This is a genomic window from Streptomyces sp. NPDC034670 (genome assembly GCF_055574875.1).
Map to the genome: position 1 here is coordinate 202,974 of NZ_JBVITR010000004.1, position 17,346 is coordinate 220,319.

Consider the following 17,346-nt stretch of genomic DNA (forward strand, 5'->3'; position numbering starts at 1 on the left):
CGCCTCAGGCTTCTTTCAGTTGACTTCGAGTACAGGGACCGGGGCGGGGGCGTGGCGCGCACGGCGGTTCCGCAGCCCGGACAGCACGTGCGAGAGGAAGAACAGGCTCACCGCGAGGGCCGCGACGGTCGCGCCGGCGGCGGTGCTCAGGTGCCAGGACAGAAGCAGCCCGCCCGACGTGGCCAGGGTGCCGAGCAGGGTGGCAAACGCCATGACCCCACGCACGCTGCGGGCCCAGGGCAGAGCGGCCGCCGGCGGTGCGATGAGCAGTCCGAGGACGAGCAGCGTTCCCACGATGTGGAACGAGGCCACGATCGCCAGACCGAGCAGGCCGAGCAGCACCGCATGGGCCAGGCGCGGCCGCAGTCCCAGGGTGTGGGCCTTGCGCTCGTCGAACGCCAGCGCCAGGAAGGCGCGGTGGCCGAGGACCGACACCGCCAGCGCCGCGAGCAACGCCGCTGCGAGCACGAGGAGGTCCTGCTGCCGGACGGCGAGGACGTCACCGAAGAGAAAGCCGGTCAGGTCGACCGCGAAGGACTGCGAGCGCGAGACGATGATCACGCCGAGCGAGAGCATGCCCACGAACAGCAGCCCGATGCCGGTGTCCTGAGACAGCCTCGGCGTACGGCCCAGCACGGTGACGCCGGCCGTCATGACGGCGGCGCTGGCCACGGCCCCCACCATCAGGTTTCCGCCGAGGAGCGCGGCCAGCGCGACCCCCGGCAGCAACCCGTGGGACATGGCGTCACCGAGGAAGGCCATTCCCCTCAGCACCACCCAGGTGCCCGCCAGCGCGCAGATCGCGGACACGAGTATCCCGCCCCACAGGGCGCGTTGCACGAAGGTCACCTCGAAGGGGGCCGTCAGCCATTCCATGCCGAGGACACTACAATGAAAATCATGTTCAAAAAACCGCAGTCCTCACTCACCTCGCCCCCGGATCGGACTGCTCACCTTCACTTCTCCGGATTGTGCGCCGGCTACCCAGGCCGCCCGGTGCTTCGTGAAATCAGCGCGCGCATACCGAAGTCGGCCTCAACGGTGCTCGTGGGACCGAACGGCAGCGGCAAGTCGACCCTGCTCGGCGTGCTCGCCGGGGTGATCAAGCCGACATCCGGCGACCTCCACCGCACCGGAGATCGGCCACCCGCGTTCGTGCCGCAACGCGGAGCCGTCGGCGACACCCTGCCGCTCACCGTCCGGCAGACCGTGGAGATGGGACGCTGGGGCGACCGCGGCCCGTGGCGCCGGCTGACCCGCCAGGACCGCGCGACCGTGAACGCGGCGCTCGACCGGCTCGAGATCCGGGAGCTCGCCTCACGTCAGCTGGGCGAGCTGTCGGGCGGGCAGCGCCAACGCGCGCTCATCGCACAAGGACTGGCACAGAAGTCGGACCTTCTGCTCCTCGACGAGCCGACCACAGGGCTGGATCCGGAGGCGAGGGAGCGGATCGGGACCCTGCTGACGGCACTCGCCGCCGACGGCGTGACGGTCGTCCAGGCCACGCACGACCTGGGAGTCGCACGCACGGCGGACGCATGCCTCCTGCTCCGGGACGGCCGCCTCGCCGGACAGGGGCATCCGGACCAGGTCCTCACCACGTCGGCGCTGACACAGCTCTGGCGAGCGCTCTGAGGAGCACGGCACACGCAGCCGCGAAGGCCCATGCCGTCATGGCCGACCGGCGCGTGAAGCCCAGGTGTTCCACTGGCACAGCAGACCCGGTCCCGTGCGACCACCTGCCCGGTCGGCGTTCACGTCTGCCGGGCAGACCGTGGCGCCCGGTGGCTCGTCCCTTGCGTTCGCGCGGGTAGGTGGCGGACTTCTCCAGGCCGTCGATGTTGCGGGGCCGCGGATGCCCTCGTCGTAGTGGAGGATGAAGGATTTGGTGGTACCGAGCCCCGGGCGGGCGCGCCCGCCCGGAGCCCACAGGTACCGCCAGGACGAGGAGCAGAAGCGCTCCGCATCAGCCGATGGCCCTCCGAAGGGAGCGTCCTCCGAGCGTCAGGAACCTGCGTTCCGCTTCGTCACGCCGCCACGACAGTGGCGGCGGCCCCCGAAACCGCGGTTCAAGCACGTCCACGTGGGCGGACCCCAGCTGACACCTTCCGCCCACGGAATCATGCCGGGGTGATCCGCCCGGACCCAGGAAAGCAGAAAAATAGCAGGTCAGAGGCCTTTTTCCGCGGGCTCAAGAATGGCCACGCACTCCACGTGGTGCGTCATCGGGAACAGGTCGAACACCCGCAGCGTCCGCACCCGGTACCCCCCGTCCCGGAAGTACGCCAGGTCGCGGGCCAGGGCGGCCGGGTCGCAGGCCACGTAGGCGATGCGACGGGCGCCCAGGGACGACAGGTGCTCCACCGTCTTCCGGCCGGCCCCCGCGCGCGGCGGGTCCAGGACGACGAGGTCGACCTCCGTGATGCCGGTGCGGGGCAGGACCGACTCGACCTTGCCCTGCTCGATGCGGACCCGGGGGAAGTCCGCGAGGTTGTGCCGGGCGTCCTCCACGGCCCGCTTGCCGGACTCGATGCCGAGGACCGCGCCCGTCTCGCCGACCCGGTCGGCCAGGGCGCCCGCGAACAGGCCGGCGCCGCAGTACAGGTCGAGGGCCATGTCGCCCCTGCGGGGCAGCAGGCCCTGCATCACCGCGGTGACCAGGGTGTCGGCGGCCTTCGAGTGGACCTGCCAGAAGCCGCCGTTGCCCACGCGGTGGGTGCGGCCGTCCGCGCGTTCGCGGACGAAGGGGCGGCCGTGGACGCGGTGGACCTGGCCGGAGCGCTCGTCGACGCGCAGGACCGAGACCGGGCGGTCGAGTTCGACCAGGGGGAGGCGGGCGCCCGGCTTGGGGGTCAGGACGACCTGGCGGTCCTGGGAGCCCGTCGCCGCGATCGCCTCGACGGAGTCCATGCCCGTCCAGTCCCGCTTCTCGATGCCGAGCTCGCTGACGCCCTCGGCGGCGATCAAGCAGTGGTCGATCGGCTCGACCTCGTGCGAGCGGTGCCGGCGCAGTCCCGCGCGGCCGTCGGCGGTCACCGCGTACTGCACGCGCGTGCGCCACGCCGGGACCTGGCCCGCGGGGACCTTGTCGCCCTCGGCGGGCACCACCGTGCCGTCCCAGCCGACCTCCTCGGGCGTGAGCCCGGCCAGGCGCCGCAGCTGCTCGGCGACGACCTCGCCCTTCAGGCGCCGCTGCGCCCCCGGCTTGGCGTGCTGCCAGTCGCAGCCGCCGCAGCGGCCGGGGCCGGCGAAGGGGCAGGGCGGGTCGATGCGGTCCTTGGAGGCGTCCAGCACCTCCACCGCGTCCGCGCGCAGGAAGCGGGCCCCCTCCTCGCCCTCCGTCACGCGTGCGACGACCCGTTCGCCGGGCAGGGCGTGCCGGACGAAGAGGACCTGTCCGGCGGAGGTGCGGGCGATGCAGTGGCCGCCGTGGGCGACGGGGCCGACCTCGACCTCGTACTCCTCCCCCACCAGTGATTTCCTCGGTTCTGCCTGCATGGCGGGGTGACTCCACAACATCGAGAGCGGGTGGACGGGCCCGTGGGCCCGCGACAACAGCCCACCAGTCTACGGGTGCGGGGGGGTGTCCTTCGCCCGCTGGGCCGGACCGCGCCGCACCGAGCCGGGCGCGGCCCACTCCTGCCGCCTGCGGACCCGCCGCCTGGCCACCTCGGAGGACCGCAGCTGGTACGGCACCGAGGTCACCATCACCCCCGGCGTGAACAGCAGCCGGCCCTTGAGCCGCAGCGCGCTCTGGTTGTGCAGCAGCTGCTCGTACCAGCGGCCGACCACGTACTCGGGGATGACGACGGAGACGACGTCGCGCGGCGACTCCCTGCGCAGGCTCTTCACGTACTCGATGACCGGCCGGGTGACCTCCCGGTACGGGGAGTCGAGCACCTTCAGGGGGACGTCGATGCCGCGCCGCTCCCACTCGGCCTGCAGCTCCCTGGTGTCCGCCGGGTCCACGTTGACGCTGAGCGCCTCGAGGGTGTCCGAGCGCATCAGCTTGGCGTAGGCGAGCGCCCGCAGCGTGGGACGGTGGATCTTGGAGACCAGGACGACCGAGTGGACCCGGGAGGGCCGCACCATGTCGTCGCCCGGGACCTCCGGGGCCGCGATCTCCTCGGCGACGCGGTCGTAGTGCCTGCGGATCGCCGTCATCATCGCGTAGAAGACGCACATGCCGAGCAGTGCGACCCAGGCGCCGTGGCTGAACTTGGTGACGAGCACGACGACCAGCACCAGGCCGGTGAAGAAGGCGCCGAAGGCGTTGATGGCCCGCGAGCGGACCATGTGGCGCCGCCTGGCCTGCTCCCGCTCGGTGGCCAGCAGGCGGTTCCAGTGCCGGACCATGCCGGTCTGGCTGAGCGTGAAGGACATGAACACGCCGACGATGTAGAGCTGGATCAGTCGCGTGGAGTCGGCGCCGTAGGCCCACACCAGCAGTCCCGCGGCGCTCGCGAGCAGCACGATGCCGTTGGAGAAGGCGAGGCGGTCGCCGCGGGTGTGCAGCTGGCGGGGGAGGTAGCGGTCCTGGGCGAGGATCGAGCCGAGCAGCGGGAAGCCGTTGTAGGCGGTGTTCGCGGCGAGGAACAGCACCAGCGCGGTGGCGGCGGCGAGGATCATGAACAGGATGCTGCCGTGGCCGAAGACGGCCTCGGCGACCTGCGAGATCACCGGGTCCTGCACGTAGTCCGGCCCGAGCGGGACACCGTCGTGGACCAGGTCCGTGGCCGGGTTCTCGGCCATGCGGACGTGGGTGGCCGACGCCAGCGCGATGATGCCGCAGAACATGGTGACGGCGAGCAGACCCATCAGCGCGAGCGTGGTCGCCGCGTTCTTCGACTTGGGCTTGCGGAAGGCGGGGACGCCGTTGGAGATCGCCTCGACGCCGGTGAGCGCGGCGCAGCCGGAGGCGAAGGCCCGCAGCAGGAGGAAGACCAGGGCGAAGCCCGCCAGGCCGGGGTGTTCCGGCTTGATCTCGAAGTCCGCGGTCGGCGCCCGCATCTCGTCACCGAGCACCACCGCGCGGAACGCCCCCCACGCGATCATGAGGAAGACGCCCGTGACGAAGACGTACGTCGGGATCGCGAAGAGCGTGCCCGACTCCCTGACTCCGCGCAGGTTCATCAGCGTCAGCAGCACGATCACGCCGACCGCGCAGGCCACCTTGTGCTCGACGACGAACGGGATCGCCGAGCCCAGGTTCTCGATGCCGGCGGAGATCGACACGGCGACCGTCAGGACGTAGTCGACGAGCAGGGCGCTCGCGACGGTCAGACCGGCCCTGGGGCCGAGGTTGGTGGTGGCCACCTCGTAGTCGCCGCCGCCGCTGGGGTACTCGCGGACGTTCTGCCGGTAGGAGGCGACCACGGTGAACATCAGCACGACGATCGCGACGGCGATCCAGGGGCTGAAGTGGTACGCCGACAGACCCGCGATGGACAGGATCAGCAGGACCTCGCCGGGCGCGTACGCCACGGAGGAGAGCGGGTCGGAGGCGAAGACGGGGAGTGCGACGCGCTTCGGCAGGAGTGTCTCCCCCAGCCGGTCGCTGCGCAGTGCGCGCCCGATCAGGATCCGTTTGGGCACGTCGGTCAGTTTGGACACAACAGAGGATCGTAGGCCTTCGCCCGGAGGGCCGCCCACTCTCCCCCGCTCCCGGCCCCGCGCGGCCGGGGCGCCCCGCCTTCCGCCCGCGCGGCCTCTGCTCTCCGGGTGAAATCACCGGGTGACCGGCTCGCGGATTCGGCAGGTCGAGGCACTTCCATGCCTATATGACTGAGCCCTTGTACGACTGAGCCCTTGTACGACCCGGCCCGGTCCGTGACGGCCGCTCCCGGTCCGTCGCCCGGCCGCCCCTTCGGCCGCTTCCCCGTCCGTCGCCGCTCCGTGGAGGTTCCATGCACACGACCGCAGAACTCATCGGCGCCGTGGCCGCCCTCGCCGGTCTCGGATTCCTCGCACGGGCGAGCGTGCGGAGCATCACGCGCCGCTGACCGCACGCCCCGCGGCGCTCCCCCTCGCTCCCTCTCGCCCCTCACCCCCTCCTTCCTCCCGCGTCCCGCCTTCTCGCGTCCTCCCCGCTCCCCGCTCCCCGTTCCGCCCGTCCGTCCGGGCGCCGGGCGTCCGTGCGGGGCGGATACGTTGGATCCGGGCAGGCGGGGGCGGCGGTCCGGCCCCGGAGGGCATCGAAACCGCGTTCCCCCGGCATGATGTTGCCCGGCGGCCCGCACTCAGGCCGCGACGTGTTGCCCGGCGAGCCGAGAGAGAGACATGAGCACGAGAGTCATGAAGGCCGACGGTCCTGCAGGAAGCGCGGTGTGACGCGATGCATATCGTCATCATGGGCTGCGGAAGGGTGGGGTCCGCCCTGGCCCAGACCCTGGAGGAGCAGGGGCACACGATCGCCGTGATCGACCGGGACCCCACCGCCTTCCGCCGGCTGGGCTCCTCGTTCGGCGGGCGCCGGGTCACCGGGGTCGGTTTCGACCAGGACACCCTGCGCGAGGCGGGCATCGAGGAGGCGGGCGCCTTCGCCGCCGTCTCCAGCGGCGACAACTCCAACATCATCGCCGCGCGGGTGGCCCGGGAGATGTTCGGCATCGAGCACGTCGCCGCCCGCATCTACGACCCCCGCCGCGCCGAGGTCTACCAGCGCCTCGGCATCCCCACCGTGGCGACGGTCCGGTGGACGGCCGACCAGATGCTGCGCCGGCTGCTCCCCTCGGGCGCCGAGCCGCTGTGGCGCGATCCCACCGGCGGGGTGCAGCTCGCCGAGGTGCACACCTCCCCGGCCTGGGTGGGGCACAGGATCAGCAGGCTGCAGGAGGAGACCGGCGTCCGGGTCGCGTTCCTGACCCGGCTCGGCGAGGCGATCCTGCCCAGTTCGCAGACGGTGCTGCAGGACGGCGACCTGGTGCACGTGATGATGCGCACCGACGAGATCGACCGGGTCGAGGCGGCGTTCGCCAGGGGCCCCGAAGAGGAGGGCGGTCACTGATGAGGGTCGCCATTGCCGGAGCCGGAGCGGTCGGCCGCTCGATCGCGGGCGAACTGCTGGAGAACGGCCACGAGATCCTGCTCATCGACAAGGCGCCGACCGCCATCTCGGTCGAGCGCGTCCCCCAGGCCGAGTGGCTGCTCGCCGACGCCTGCGAGATCACGTCCCTGGACGAGGCGGCGCTCCAGCGCTGCAACGTCGTCATCGCGGCGACCGGCGACGACAAGGTCAACCTCGTCGTCTCGCTGCTCGCCAAGACCGAGTACGGGGTCCCGCGGGTCGTCGCCCGGGTGAACAACCCGAAGAACGAGTGGCTGTTCAACGAGGCCTGGGGGGTGGACGTCGCCGTCTCCACCCCGCGCCTGATGTCGGCGCTGGTGGAGGAGGCGGTCAGCGTCGGCGACCTGGTGCGGCTGCTGCGCTTCAGCCACGGCGACGCCAACCTCGTCGAGCTGACCCTGCCCGAGGAGTCGGCGCTGGCCGGCACCCGGGTCGGTGACGTCCAGTGGCCGCAGGACACCTCGCTGGTCACCATCATCCGCGGCACGCGCGTGCTGGCCCCGACCGTGGAGGACTCCCTGGAGGCGGGTGACGAGCTGCTCTTCGTGGCCGCCCAGGCCCGCGAGGGGCAGCTGGAGGACCTGCTCTCGGTGCGCCGGGACGGGACGGCGCGCTGAGCGCCGCCGACGACGCGAGGGCGCCCGGAGATCCGGTGATCTCCGGGCGCCCTCGCGCGCGTACGGACCGAAGCGGGTGGGCCCGCCGGGGTCACGCCCGCCGGCGGTGCCGTCCGGCCGGCGCCGTCCCGTCGCCCTCCTGTGCGGACGCGGCCCCGCGCTCCTTCTCCTCCTCCTCGCGCTCCCGCGCCTCCATCTCCGCGAACACGTCGATCGGCGGGGGCGCCTTCGCCAGGAACACCCACGTCAGGTACACGGCGAGCAGGAACGGCGGGATCTTCAGCGCGACCAGCACCCAGCCCAGCTGGGTGGTGTCCGCCCACCAGTACAGCGGGAAGAGGATCGCGCTCTTGCCGAGCAGGATCAGCCCCCAGGCCCAGCTGGCCTTGGTGTAGGCCTTCTTCCGGCCGGGGTTGCGGGTGCGCCAGGAGAGGTTCTCCCGGAAGACGGGGCCCAGCATCAGACCGATCAGCGGGACACCGGCCATCGCGGTGACGATGTACGCCAGGGCCAGGCCCAGGGTGTAGAGCATGCCCGGCAGGTAGAAGTCCCTGGCCTCGCCGGTCATCTTCGCGAAGAGCACACCGAAGCCGACGCCGAAGACCCCGCTGAAGGCGTGCTTGACGGTGTCCTTCCGCGCCAGCCGGACCACGACCAGCACCAGCGACACGGCGAGCGCCGCGAGCGCCGACATGTTCAGGTCCTTGTTGACCGTGTAGATGCTGACGAAGAGGAGGCCGGGCAGTACCGTCTCGACCATGCCCCGCACTCCGCCGAACGCCTCGAACAGCGCGGCCTCGGTCACCGCCCGGGCGTCGTCCGCGGGTGCGTCTTCGGTTGTCGGCTTGTCGAGTGACGTCACCGGCTACTCCCGTCCGAGGGGTCTCAGTTCGTATTTCGGGTTGAACAGCACCCGGCGGCCCCGGCTCATCGAGATCCGGCCCGATGCGATCAGCTTGCGCCCCGGTTCTATTCCCACGATGGAGCGCCTGCCGAGCCACACCACGTCCAGTGCGGCGGAGCCGTCGAACAGCTCGGCCTCCAGGGCCGGGACTCCCGCGCGCGGCCGCAGCGTGACCGTGCGCAAGGTACCAGCAACCGTCACGATCTGACGGTCCTGGCAGTCGCCGATCCGCGTGCAGCCGACGCTCTCGGTGTCCTCGCGCAGCTCCTCGGACTCCAAGTCCTCCTGCGACGAGGAGAGCCGGTCGAGCATGCGCCGGAACCGGCCCGCCGGTTTCTCGGAACGAGGAACAGCACTCATACGTGAAGCGTACCGGGGTGACCTGACGCTTCCGTACCCGCCGCTCCCCCGGTCCGGACGGGCCGGCGCCCGGCCTCCCCCGCCCCGTGCGCCGGCGCCGTCCCGGTGCTCGCTTCCCCCGCTTCCCTCACTTCTCGAAGCGGTAGCCCCTGCCCGGCTCGGTGATGAAGTGCTTCGGACGGGACGGATCGGCCTCCAGCTTCCGGCGCAGCTGCGCCATGTACACGCGCAGGTAGTTCGTCTCCGTCCCGTACGACGGCCCCCACACCTCCCGCAGCAGCTGCTTCTGCGCCACCAGGCGGCCGCCGGCCCGCACCAGCACCTCCAGCAGGTGCCACTCGGTGGGGGTCAGCCGTACGTCCTTGCCGTCGCGGCTGACCCTCTTCGCGGCCAGGTCGACGGTGAACGTGCCGGTCTCCACCACCGCGTCGCCCTCGTCGCCGACGGGCTCGGCGCGGCGCACGGCGGCCCGCAGCCGGGCCAGCAGCTCGTCCATGCCGAAGGGCTTGGTGACGTAGTCGTCGGCCCCCGCGTCCAGCGCCTGGACCTTCTCCGCGGAGGCGTGCCGCGCGGACAGCACCAGGATCGGGACCCGGGACCAGCCGCGCAGCCCCCTGATCACCTCGACGCCGTCCATGTCGGGCAGGCCCAGGTCGAGGACGACCACGTCGGGGTGGCGGGCGGCGGCCAGCTCCAGGGCGCCGGCCCCGTCGTGGGCCGCGTCGACTTCGTAGGAGCGTGCCTTGAGGTTGATCACGAGGGCGCGCACGAGCGCCGGTTCGTCGTCGACCACCAGCACACGGGTCATGAGAGCTGCCTTTCCGGTTCTGCGGCGGGGACGGACTCCGGCCGCTCCGCCGCCGCGCGGAGGGTGAGCGTCATGGTGAGGCCTCCGCCGGGGGTGTCCTCGGCGTCGAGGGTGCCGCCCATGGCCTCGGTGAAGCCCCGCGCGACGGCCAGCCCGAGGCCGACCCCGGCGCCGCGCGGGGCGTCGCCGTGCCGCTGGAAGGGTTCGAAGATGCGGCCCTTCGCCTCGTCGGGGACTCCGGGACCGCGGTCGACCACCCGCACCTCGACCCGGTCGGCGTGGGCGCTGGCGGCGACCAGCACGGGGACGCCGGGCGGGCTGTACTTGACGGCGTTCTCGACCACGTTGGCCATCGCCCGCTCCAGCAGCCCGGGGTCCGCGGCGACCATGGGCAGGGTCTCGGGGACGTCCAGGGCGACGCTGCCCTCGGGCACCCCGCCGAGCGCCATCGGCACCACCTCGTCCACGTCGATCTCGCGGATCAGCGGGGTGACCGTGCCGGTCTGCAGCCGGGACATGTCGAGCAGGTTGCCCACCAGGTGGTCCAGCCGGTCGGCGCCCTCCTCGATGCTCGCGAGCAGTTCGGCGGTGTCCTCCGGCGACCAGTCGACGTCCTCGGAGCGCAGGGAGGAGACCGCCGCCTTGATCCCGGCCAGCGGGGTGCGCAGATCGTGGCTGACGGCGGCCAGCAGCGCGGTGCGGATACGGTTGCCCTCGGCGAGGGCGCGGGCCCGGTCGGCCTCCTCCCGCAGCCGGCGGTGGTCCAGCACGACCGCGGCCTGCGCGGCGAAGGCGGCGAGCACCCGGCGGTCCTCGGCGGGCAGCACCCGGCCGGTCAGCGCGAGCGCCGTGTGGTCGCCGACCGGCACGTCCACGTCCGCGTCCTCGGGCCGCTCGACCGGCCGCCCCCGGCCCGCGCGTCCGGCGCAGGTCCACGGTTCGACGTCGTCGGCGCGTTCCAGCAGGGCCGCCGACTCCATGCCGAAGGTCTCGCGCACCCGTTCCAGCAGGTCCTCCAGGCCGGTCTCGCCGCGCAGCACGTTCCCGGCGAGGTAGGACAGGATCTCCGACTCGGCGCGCAGCCGGGCCGCCTGGTGGGTGCGGCGGGCGGCGAGGTCGACGACGGAGGCCACCGCCACGCCGACGGCGACGAAGACCACGAGGGCGACGAGGTTCTTGGGGTTGGAGACGGTCCAGGCGCGCAGGGGCGGGGTGTAGAAGTAGTTGAGCAGCAGGGAGCCCGCCACCGCCGAGCCCAGGGCCGGCCACAGTCCGCCGAGCAGGGCCGCCGCCACGGTCAGCGCCAGGAACAGCAGCATGTCGTTGGCGAACCCCGGGTCGACGGCGCTGAGCAGCACGGCCAGCAGCACCGGGCCGGCCACGCCGACCGCCCAGCCCGCCACCGTGCGCGACCGCCCGAGCCGGGCGCCCCGGGCCACCGGCAGCCCGCGCCCCTTGGCGATCTCCTCGTGGGTGACGATGTGCACGTCCAGGTCCGGCCCGGAGTCCCGTGCGACGGTGGCGCCGACGCCGGGGCCGAAGACGTACTGCCACGTCTTGCGGCGCGAGGAGCCGAGCACGATCTGCGTGGCGTTCGCCCCGCGGGCGAAGGCGAGCAGGGCGGCCGGGACGTCGTCGCCGACGACGTGGTGGAAGGTGCCGCCCAGGTCCTCCACCAGGACGCGTTGCTCGACGAGTTCCTTCGGCGAGGCGGCGGCGAGTCCGCCGCCGCGGGCCACGTAGACGGCGAGGACCTCGCCGCCGGCCCCCTTCTCCGCCAGCCGCGCGGCCCGCCGGATCAGGGTCCGGCCCTCGGGCCCGCCGGTCAGGCCGACGACGATCCGCTCCCGCGAGCCCCAGATCGCGGAGACCTCGTGCTCCCTGCGGTAGCGCTGGAGGTGGGCGTCGACCCGGTCGGCCACCCACAGCAGCGCCAGTTCCCTCAGCGCGGTGAGGTTGCCGGGGCGGAAGTAGTTCGACAGGGCCGCGTCGACCTTGTCCGGCTGGTAGATGTTGCCGTGCGCCATGCGGCGCCGCAGCGCCTCGGGCGCCATGTCGACCAGCTCGATCTGGTCCGCCCGCCGCACCACCTCGTCCGGGACGGTCTCCCGCTCCCGCATGCCCGTGATCGACTCCACCACGTCGCCCAGCGACTCGAGGTGCTGGATGTTGACCGTCGACAGCACGTCGATCCCGGCCGCCAGCAGTTCCTCCACGTCCTGCCAGCGCTTGGCGTTGCGGGACCCGGGGACGTTGGTGTGGGCGAGTTCGTCGACGAGGGCCACCTGGGGGCGGCGGGCGAGGACGGCGTCGAGGTCCATCTCGGGGAGGACGTCCCCGCGGTGTTCCAGTCCCCGGGGCGGGATCCGCTCCAGGCCGTGCAGCAGCGCCTCGGTGCGCGGCCGGCCGTGGTGCTCGGCGAAGGCCACCACGCAGTCGGTGCCGCGCTCCATGCGCCGGTGCGCCTCGGACAGCATCGCGTACGTCTTGCCGACGCCCGGTGCCGCACCGAGGTGGATCCGAAGCTTGCCGCGTCCCATGGCCTCATTGTCTTCCGGTCGAACCTGGCTGGGCGCAGTCGACCCTACGGCCGGCGACCGCGGCCCGGGGGCGCAGACCGGGGTCCGGGGGCGCGGACCGTGGCCCGGGGCGCACCGCCCTCGACGCGCCTGCGGCCCCGGCGCGCGGGCGCGGGGAGGCCGGTCCTCGGTGTCCCGGCCGGCGTTCGCCTCAGTGCCCGCCCCGGTGCTCGACGATCTCGCCGTCGCTCAGTTCCAGGACGCGGTCGGCGAGGCCGAGCAGGGTCGCGTCGTGCGTGGCGACGAGCGCGGTGACCCGCTGGCTGTGGACGACCGCACGCAGCAGCTCCATCACGGCGCGCCCGGTCTCCGCGTCCAGCTGGCCGGTCGGCTCGTCGGCGACGAGGAGGGCGGGGTCGTTGGCGAGGGCGCGGGCGATGGCGACCCGCTGCTGCTGGCCGCCGGACAGCTCACCGGGCCGCTGTGCCGCGTGGCCGGCGAGGCCCACCAGGGACAGCAGCAGGCCGACCCGCTCCTCGCGCTCGCGCGGGTCGGCCCGGCGCAGCCGCAGCGGGACGCCGACGTTCTCGGCGGCGGTGAGGATCGGGATGAGGCCGAAGGACTGGAAGACGAAGCCGATCCGGTCCCGGCGCAGGGCGAGCAGCCCGTTCTCGTCGAGGCCGGCGAGGTCGAGGCCGTCGATCTCGACCCGTCCCCGGTCGGGCGCGTCCAGGCCCCCGACGATGTTCAGGAGGGTGGTCTTGCCGGAACCCGAGCGCCCCTTGAGGGCGACCAGCTCACCGCGCGGGACGTCGAAGGAGACGCCGCGCAGCGCGTGGACCGCGGCGGCTCCGGTGCCGTACGTCTTGTGCACGTCCGTCACGCGCACCATGGTCTCGGTGCTCACCTGGCTCATCCGGACGACCTCCCCCGTGGACCGGGCGCCAGTATCGCCGCCGGGTGCCCGGTCGATCAACGGCCGGGCCGGATCGTTCCCGTGGCGGGGCCCTCCGGGTGCCGGGCCGGGTGGGGCGCCGGGCGCCCGGGCACGGGCCCCGGGGCCGTCGAGGGGCCGCGCACGGCGAAGGGCCGCACCCGGCGGGTACGGCCCCGGTCGGAAGCACTCGGGTCAGCGGACCTCGGTGATCTCCGGCCCGCGCTGCAACTGGCCCATGCCGCCCGCGAAGCGGGAGCTCTCCTCCTGCTGGACGTTCTCCGGGACCATCTGGGCGTCGTCCGGCAGCTTCAGGACGATCGGGTCGCGCGGTGCCATCGGGCCGTCGCCGCGCACCACCACCGTGTCCCGGAAGATCTGCTCCAGCAGCCCGGCGGCCTGCGGCTGCACCGCGCCCTGGCCCGAGATCACCCCGCGCAGGAACCAGCGGGGGCCGTCCACACCGACGAACCGCACGACCTGGTAACCGCCGGTCCCGTCCGGCAGCTGCACCGGCACCTGGGCCCGCAGCTCCCAGCCCAGCGGACCCTCGACCTCGTCGATGATGCCACCCTGCTGGGTGATGCCGGCCGCGATCTCCTCGCGCACCTCGCCCCAGATGCCCTCGCGCTTGGGGGCGGCGAAGGCCTGCAGCTGGATGGCGCTGTCGCGCAGCACGACGGTGGCCGCGACGATCGCGTCGCCCGCGACCTCGACCCGCAGCTCCATGCCGTCGACGCCGGGCACGAACAGGCCGCCCAGGTCGACCCTGCCCTCGCCGGGTTCACGGACCTCGGACCTGTCCCAGGGCCCGTCGGGCCTCGGGGCCGGCTCGAGCCTCGGCCGCTCGGCCGCACCGTCCGCCTCCGTGTCGACACCGTCGACGACCTGCTCGGCCTCGCCGGCCGCACCCTCGGCGGCATCCTTCTTCTTGCGACGTCCGAACACGTCACTGTCCTTCCCGGTCGGATACGACCGAAGCGTATCGATTCCCACCCGCTGTGCCGCCCAGGGCGGCCTGACCGCTCGTGCCTCCCTCGCCCTCCACCGAGGCATGCCCGCCGGTGGACCCGAAGCCCCCTTCGGCCCGCGCCGAGCCGGGAAGCTCCGCCACCGGCACGAAGCGGACCCTCTCGACCTGCTGGACGACCAGTTGGGCAATCCGGTCGAAGCGCTCGAACCGCACGGTCTCGCGCGGGTCGAGATTCACCACGATCACCTTGATCTCCCCACGGTACCCGGCATCGACCGTCCCCGGGGCATTCACCAGGGCGACGCCGCAACGGGCGGCGAGACCGGATCGCGGGTGCACGAAGGCCGCGTACCCCTCGGGCAGGGCCACAGACACCCCGGTGGGCAGTACGGCCCGCTCGCCGGGGGCCAGCTCGCACGCCTCGGTGGTCCGCAGGTCGGCTCCCGCGTCACCCGGGTGCTCATACGCCGGAAGCGGTACCTCCGGATCGACACGCCGGATCAGCACCTCGAGCCCGTCGCGGCGGGGCTCGCTCACGGGTTCACCTCGAAGGCGCGGACCCGCCGGACCTGGTCCGGGTCGCTCATCGCGGCCCGGATCTCCTCCTCGCGACCGTGGTCGACGAAGTGGTCGACCTTGACCTCGACGAACAGCGCGTCGGCGCGGACCGCGACGGGCCCGTCCGGGCCGCCGATGCGCCCGGTGGCGCTGCTGTAGATCTTCCGTCCGGCCACCGCCGTGACCTCCGCCTCCAGGTGCAGCGTGGTGCCGACCGGCACGGGGCGGACGAAGTCGGTCTCCAGCCTGCCGGTCACCGCGATGACGCGCAGCAGCCAGTTCAGCGAGCCGAGCGCCTCGTCCAGGGCGGTGGCGAGCACACCTCCGTGCGCGAGGCCCGGGGCGCCCTGGTGGGCGGCCTGCACGGTGAACTCGGCGGTGATCGACACCCCTTCGCCGGCCCGCGTCTGGAGGTGCAGCCCGTGGGCCTGCTCGTCGCCACAGCCGAAGCACTGGCCGTAGTGGGCACCGAGGAGTTCACCGGGTGCGGGGGCGTCCGGATGGCGCGCCGGTTTCGCGGCGTCGGCCGGGGGCTGAAGGGCTGCGGAAGTACCACTCACAGCCGCAGACCTTACCCGCCCGTCACCCGCCCCCGCCCTGCCGGACAGCGCTTCCCGCCGACCGTCCCCGCCGTCCGTCCCCCGCCCCGCCCGGCGGCACTTCGCAGGCCGCCCTGACGGCGGTCCCGCCCCGGCAGCGTGCCAAGCTTGGATCCATGCAGCTCTCCGCCGCCCCGTACGAAGAACGCCTGACCGCCCCCCGCTCCTGGTGGCTGATCTCCTTCCTGGTGGGGGTCTCGATGGCCCTGATCCTGCTGCCGCTCGGCACCCTGCCGATGCTCGGCGGCCTGGCCGGCGGCACCGCCGTCGCGGCGGTCGCGGCCAGCTCCTACGGCTCGGCGCGCATCCGGGTCGTGGGCGGCAGCCTGATCGCGGGCGAGGCGAGGATCCCGGTGACGGCGCTGGGCGAGGCGGAGGTGCTGGACGCCGAGGAGGCCCGCGCCTGGCGCACCCACAAGGCCGACCCGCGCTCCTTCATGCTGCTGCGCGCCTACATCCCCGGGGCGCTGCGCGTGGAGATCACGGACCCGCAGGACCCGACCCCCTACGTCTTCCTGTCGACCCGCGAGCCGGAGCGGCTGGCCGAGGCCCTGCGGGCGGCGAAGGCCGCCGCGTAGCCGCGCCGGGGGGACGCCCGGGGCGCGGCGGGGAACACGCGGGCGAGGCCTCACCCGGGAGTCGCTTCACGGCGTCCCGCGCCCGTCGTCCTTCCCCGTTCCCGTCTCCCCGGTGCGGTCCGCGCGGCCGCCGAGTTCCTTGAGGGCGTCCTCGGGAAGGCGGGGCATCTCCAGGGCGTCCGCGGGCCGCTCCAGTGCGGGGAGCGCGGGCAGCGCCTCCCAGGGCACCTGGCTCCTGCGCAGGTCCGTCCGGATGCGCTCGGCGAGCCTCCTGGTGTCCCGGCGGTTCATGGCCGCGCCGACGGCGGCTCCCACCAGGAACGGCATCAGGTTCGGCAGGTTGCGGACCGTGCGCTTCATGATCCGCTGGCGCAGTTCGCGCTTCATGCGGCTGTTCAGCGCCGCGTTCACGGTCGAGGGCTTGGTCGCCTCGATCCCGCGCTCCTGGGACCAGGAGTTCAGGTACACGGTGCTGCGCTGGGCGAGACCGCCGGCCGGCCGCACGCCGTAGACCTCGTGGAGTTCGGCGATCAGCTTGAGTTCGATCGCCGCGACGCCGGTGATCTCGGCGGCCAGCTCCGTGGGCATCGCGGGCGGCACGGGAAGCATCGCCGCCGCGCCGACTCCGGCCCCGACGGTCGCCGTGGCCTTCGCGGCCCCCGCCACGAGCCGGTCGGCGAGTTCCTCCGGACCGAGCCCGGGGAACTGGGCGCGCAGCGTCTGCAGGTCGCGCACGGGCACCCGCGGGGCGAGGGCGATGATCCGGTCCGCCAGGTACGCCAGCCCCGCACGGGCGCGGACACGGCCCCTGCGGGCTCCTTCCCCGGCCCTCCTGCGGAACGCCGCGGCCCGTCGACGGGCCGCGGGGGTGGTGACCTCCGCGGAGACCGGGAGGTCACCCCGGCCGGCTGTCGATGCGAGCGAGGCCGCCCCGGTACCGGTTGAGCCCCGCTCGTCGTCACGCGCGTCGTGCTGCGGGCCGTCCTGCGGCCCTTTGTCCGCTCCCCTCGCGAGGAAGCGGCGCTTCCGGGGAGGGGTCGAGCCAGTCACGGCCGACCCCGCCTCAGTCGCAGTCGCGGCAGATCGGCTGGCCGTTCTTCTCGCGGGCCAGCTGACTGCGGTGGTGCACCAGGAAGCAGCTCATGCAAGTGAACTCGTCCTGCTGCTTGGGCAGTACCCGGACGGCCAGTTCCTCGTTCGAGAGGTCCGCCCCGGGCAGTTCGAGGCCCTCCGCGGCCTCGAACTCGTCGACGTCCACGGCGGAGGCCGACTTGTCGTTCCGGCGGGCCTTCAGTTCTTCGAGGCTGTCCGAGTCGACGTCGTCGTCGGTCTTGCGTGGAGTGTCGTAATCGGTTGCCATGTCGCTCTCCCCCTCTGGGTGTCTGCGGTGTCTCCAGCGCACGTAACGCGTGAGAGGCCGGACTTGTGCC

At 73.1% G+C, this 17,346-nt stretch carries 17 protein-coding genes; 4 read left to right on the forward strand and 13 right to left on the reverse strand.

What is annotated here, in order from left to right; translation table 11 throughout:
- Window positions 1-15: 15 nt before the first annotated feature.
- Window positions 16-876 (reverse strand): zinc ABC transporter permease AztB, encoded by an 861-nt coding sequence (gene aztB, locus ACZ56B_RS04760; protein ID WP_468786258.1) that lies wholly within the window; start codon window positions 874-876, stop codon window positions 16-18.
- A 15-nt stretch (window positions 877-891) separates the two neighbouring features.
- On the opposite strand from aztB, the gene aztA reads away from it, so the two are divergent.
- Window positions 892-1,635, forward strand: coding sequence for a zinc ABC transporter ATP-binding protein AztA (gene aztA, locus ACZ56B_RS04765; RefSeq protein WP_468786260.1), 744 nt, complete (start codon window positions 892-894; stop codon window positions 1,633-1,635).
- Window positions 1,636-2,169: 534 nt separating this feature from the next.
- Here the strand turns inward: aztA and ACZ56B_RS04770 are convergent.
- Both ACZ56B_RS04770 and ACZ56B_RS04775 read right to left on the reverse strand, forming a co-directional pair.
- Window positions 2,170-3,498, reverse strand: coding sequence for a class I SAM-dependent RNA methyltransferase (locus ACZ56B_RS04770; RefSeq protein WP_468786262.1), 1,329 nt, complete (start codon window positions 3,496-3,498; stop codon window positions 2,170-2,172).
- Window positions 3,499-3,567: 69 nt separating this feature from the next.
- Entirely contained in the window at window positions 3,568-5,613 is a 2,046-nt protein-coding gene (locus ACZ56B_RS04775) for an APC family permease (protein ID WP_468786264.1), read from the reverse strand.
- Window positions 5,614-6,334: 721 nt separating this feature from the next.
- Between ACZ56B_RS04775 and ACZ56B_RS04780 the strand changes: the two genes are divergently transcribed.
- Window positions 6,335-7,006, forward strand: a complete 672-nt coding sequence (locus ACZ56B_RS04780; protein WP_468786266.1) for a potassium channel family protein — start codon at window positions 6,335-6,337, stop codon at window positions 7,004-7,006.
- Entirely contained in the window at window positions 7,006-7,683 is a 678-nt protein-coding gene (locus ACZ56B_RS04785; protein WP_468786268.1) for a potassium channel family protein, read from the forward strand. Before ACZ56B_RS04780 ends, ACZ56B_RS04785 begins: the two co-directional genes overlap by 1 nt.
- Window positions 7,684-7,774: 91 nt before the next feature.
- On the opposite strand, the gene ACZ56B_RS04790 is transcribed toward ACZ56B_RS04785, so the two are convergent.
- From ACZ56B_RS04790 to ACZ56B_RS04825, 8 genes are all read right to left on the reverse strand, one after another.
- The gene (locus ACZ56B_RS04790; protein ID WP_468786270.1) at window positions 7,775-8,545 is read right to left on the reverse strand and encodes a DUF3159 domain-containing protein; all 771 of its coding nucleotides are present in this window, start codon (window positions 8,543-8,545) and stop codon (window positions 7,775-7,777) included.
- A gap of 3 nt (window positions 8,546-8,548) precedes the next feature.
- On the reverse strand, window positions 8,549-8,947 hold the full coding sequence (locus ACZ56B_RS04795; protein ID WP_468786272.1) for an OB-fold nucleic acid binding domain-containing protein: 399 nt from the start codon (window positions 8,945-8,947) through the stop codon (window positions 8,549-8,551).
- A gap of 127 nt (window positions 8,948-9,074) precedes the next feature.
- Window positions 9,075-9,755: a response regulator gene (locus tag ACZ56B_RS04800; protein ID WP_468786274.1), complete on the reverse strand. Its 681-nt coding sequence runs from the start codon at window positions 9,753-9,755 to the stop codon at window positions 9,075-9,077.
- Window positions 9,752-12,295, reverse strand: a complete 2,544-nt coding sequence (locus ACZ56B_RS04805; RefSeq protein WP_468786276.1) for a sensor histidine kinase — start codon at window positions 12,293-12,295, stop codon at window positions 9,752-9,754. The genes ACZ56B_RS04800 and ACZ56B_RS04805 overlap by 4 nt, the downstream gene beginning before the upstream one ends.
- A gap of 190 nt (window positions 12,296-12,485) precedes the next feature.
- Complete coding sequence (locus tag ACZ56B_RS04810; RefSeq protein WP_468786278.1) at window positions 12,486-13,190, reverse strand: ABC transporter ATP-binding protein; 705 nt, start codon at window positions 13,188-13,190, stop codon at window positions 12,486-12,488.
- Window positions 13,191-13,403: 213 nt separating this feature from the next.
- Window positions 13,404-14,156 carry a DUF3710 domain-containing protein gene (locus tag ACZ56B_RS04815; RefSeq protein WP_468786280.1) on the reverse strand — a complete coding sequence of 251 codons (753 nt, stop codon included), beginning with the start codon at window positions 14,154-14,156 and terminating at the stop codon, window positions 13,404-13,406.
- A 1-nt stretch (window position 14,157) separates the two neighbouring features.
- Complete coding sequence (gene dut / locus ACZ56B_RS04820) at window positions 14,158-14,718, reverse strand: dUTP diphosphatase (RefSeq protein ID WP_468786282.1); 561 nt, start codon at window positions 14,716-14,718, stop codon at window positions 14,158-14,160.
- A complete protein-coding gene (locus tag ACZ56B_RS04825; RefSeq protein WP_468786284.1) occupies window positions 14,715-15,299 on the reverse strand; it encodes a PaaI family thioesterase in 585 nt (194 codons plus the stop codon). Before ACZ56B_RS04825 ends, dut begins: the two co-directional genes overlap by 4 nt.
- A 155-nt stretch (window positions 15,300-15,454) precedes the next feature.
- Here ACZ56B_RS04825 and ACZ56B_RS04830 point away from each other — a divergent pair, with 155 nt between their 5' ends.
- On the forward strand, window positions 15,455-15,916 hold the full coding sequence (locus tag ACZ56B_RS04830; protein WP_468786286.1) for a DUF3093 domain-containing protein: 462 nt from the start codon (window positions 15,455-15,457) through the stop codon (window positions 15,914-15,916).
- Window positions 15,917-15,982: 66 nt separating this feature from the next.
- Here the strand turns inward: ACZ56B_RS04830 and ACZ56B_RS04835 are convergent, their stop codons facing one another.
- Entirely contained in the window at window positions 15,983-16,966 is a 984-nt protein-coding gene (locus ACZ56B_RS04835) for a hypothetical protein (protein ID WP_468786288.1), read from the reverse strand.
- A 13-nt stretch (window positions 16,967-16,979) separates the two neighbouring features.
- On the reverse strand, window positions 16,980-17,276 hold the full coding sequence (locus ACZ56B_RS04840; protein WP_003993510.1) for a DUF4193 domain-containing protein: 297 nt from the start codon (window positions 17,274-17,276) through the stop codon (window positions 16,980-16,982).
- Window positions 17,277-17,346: the final 70 nt, after the last annotated feature.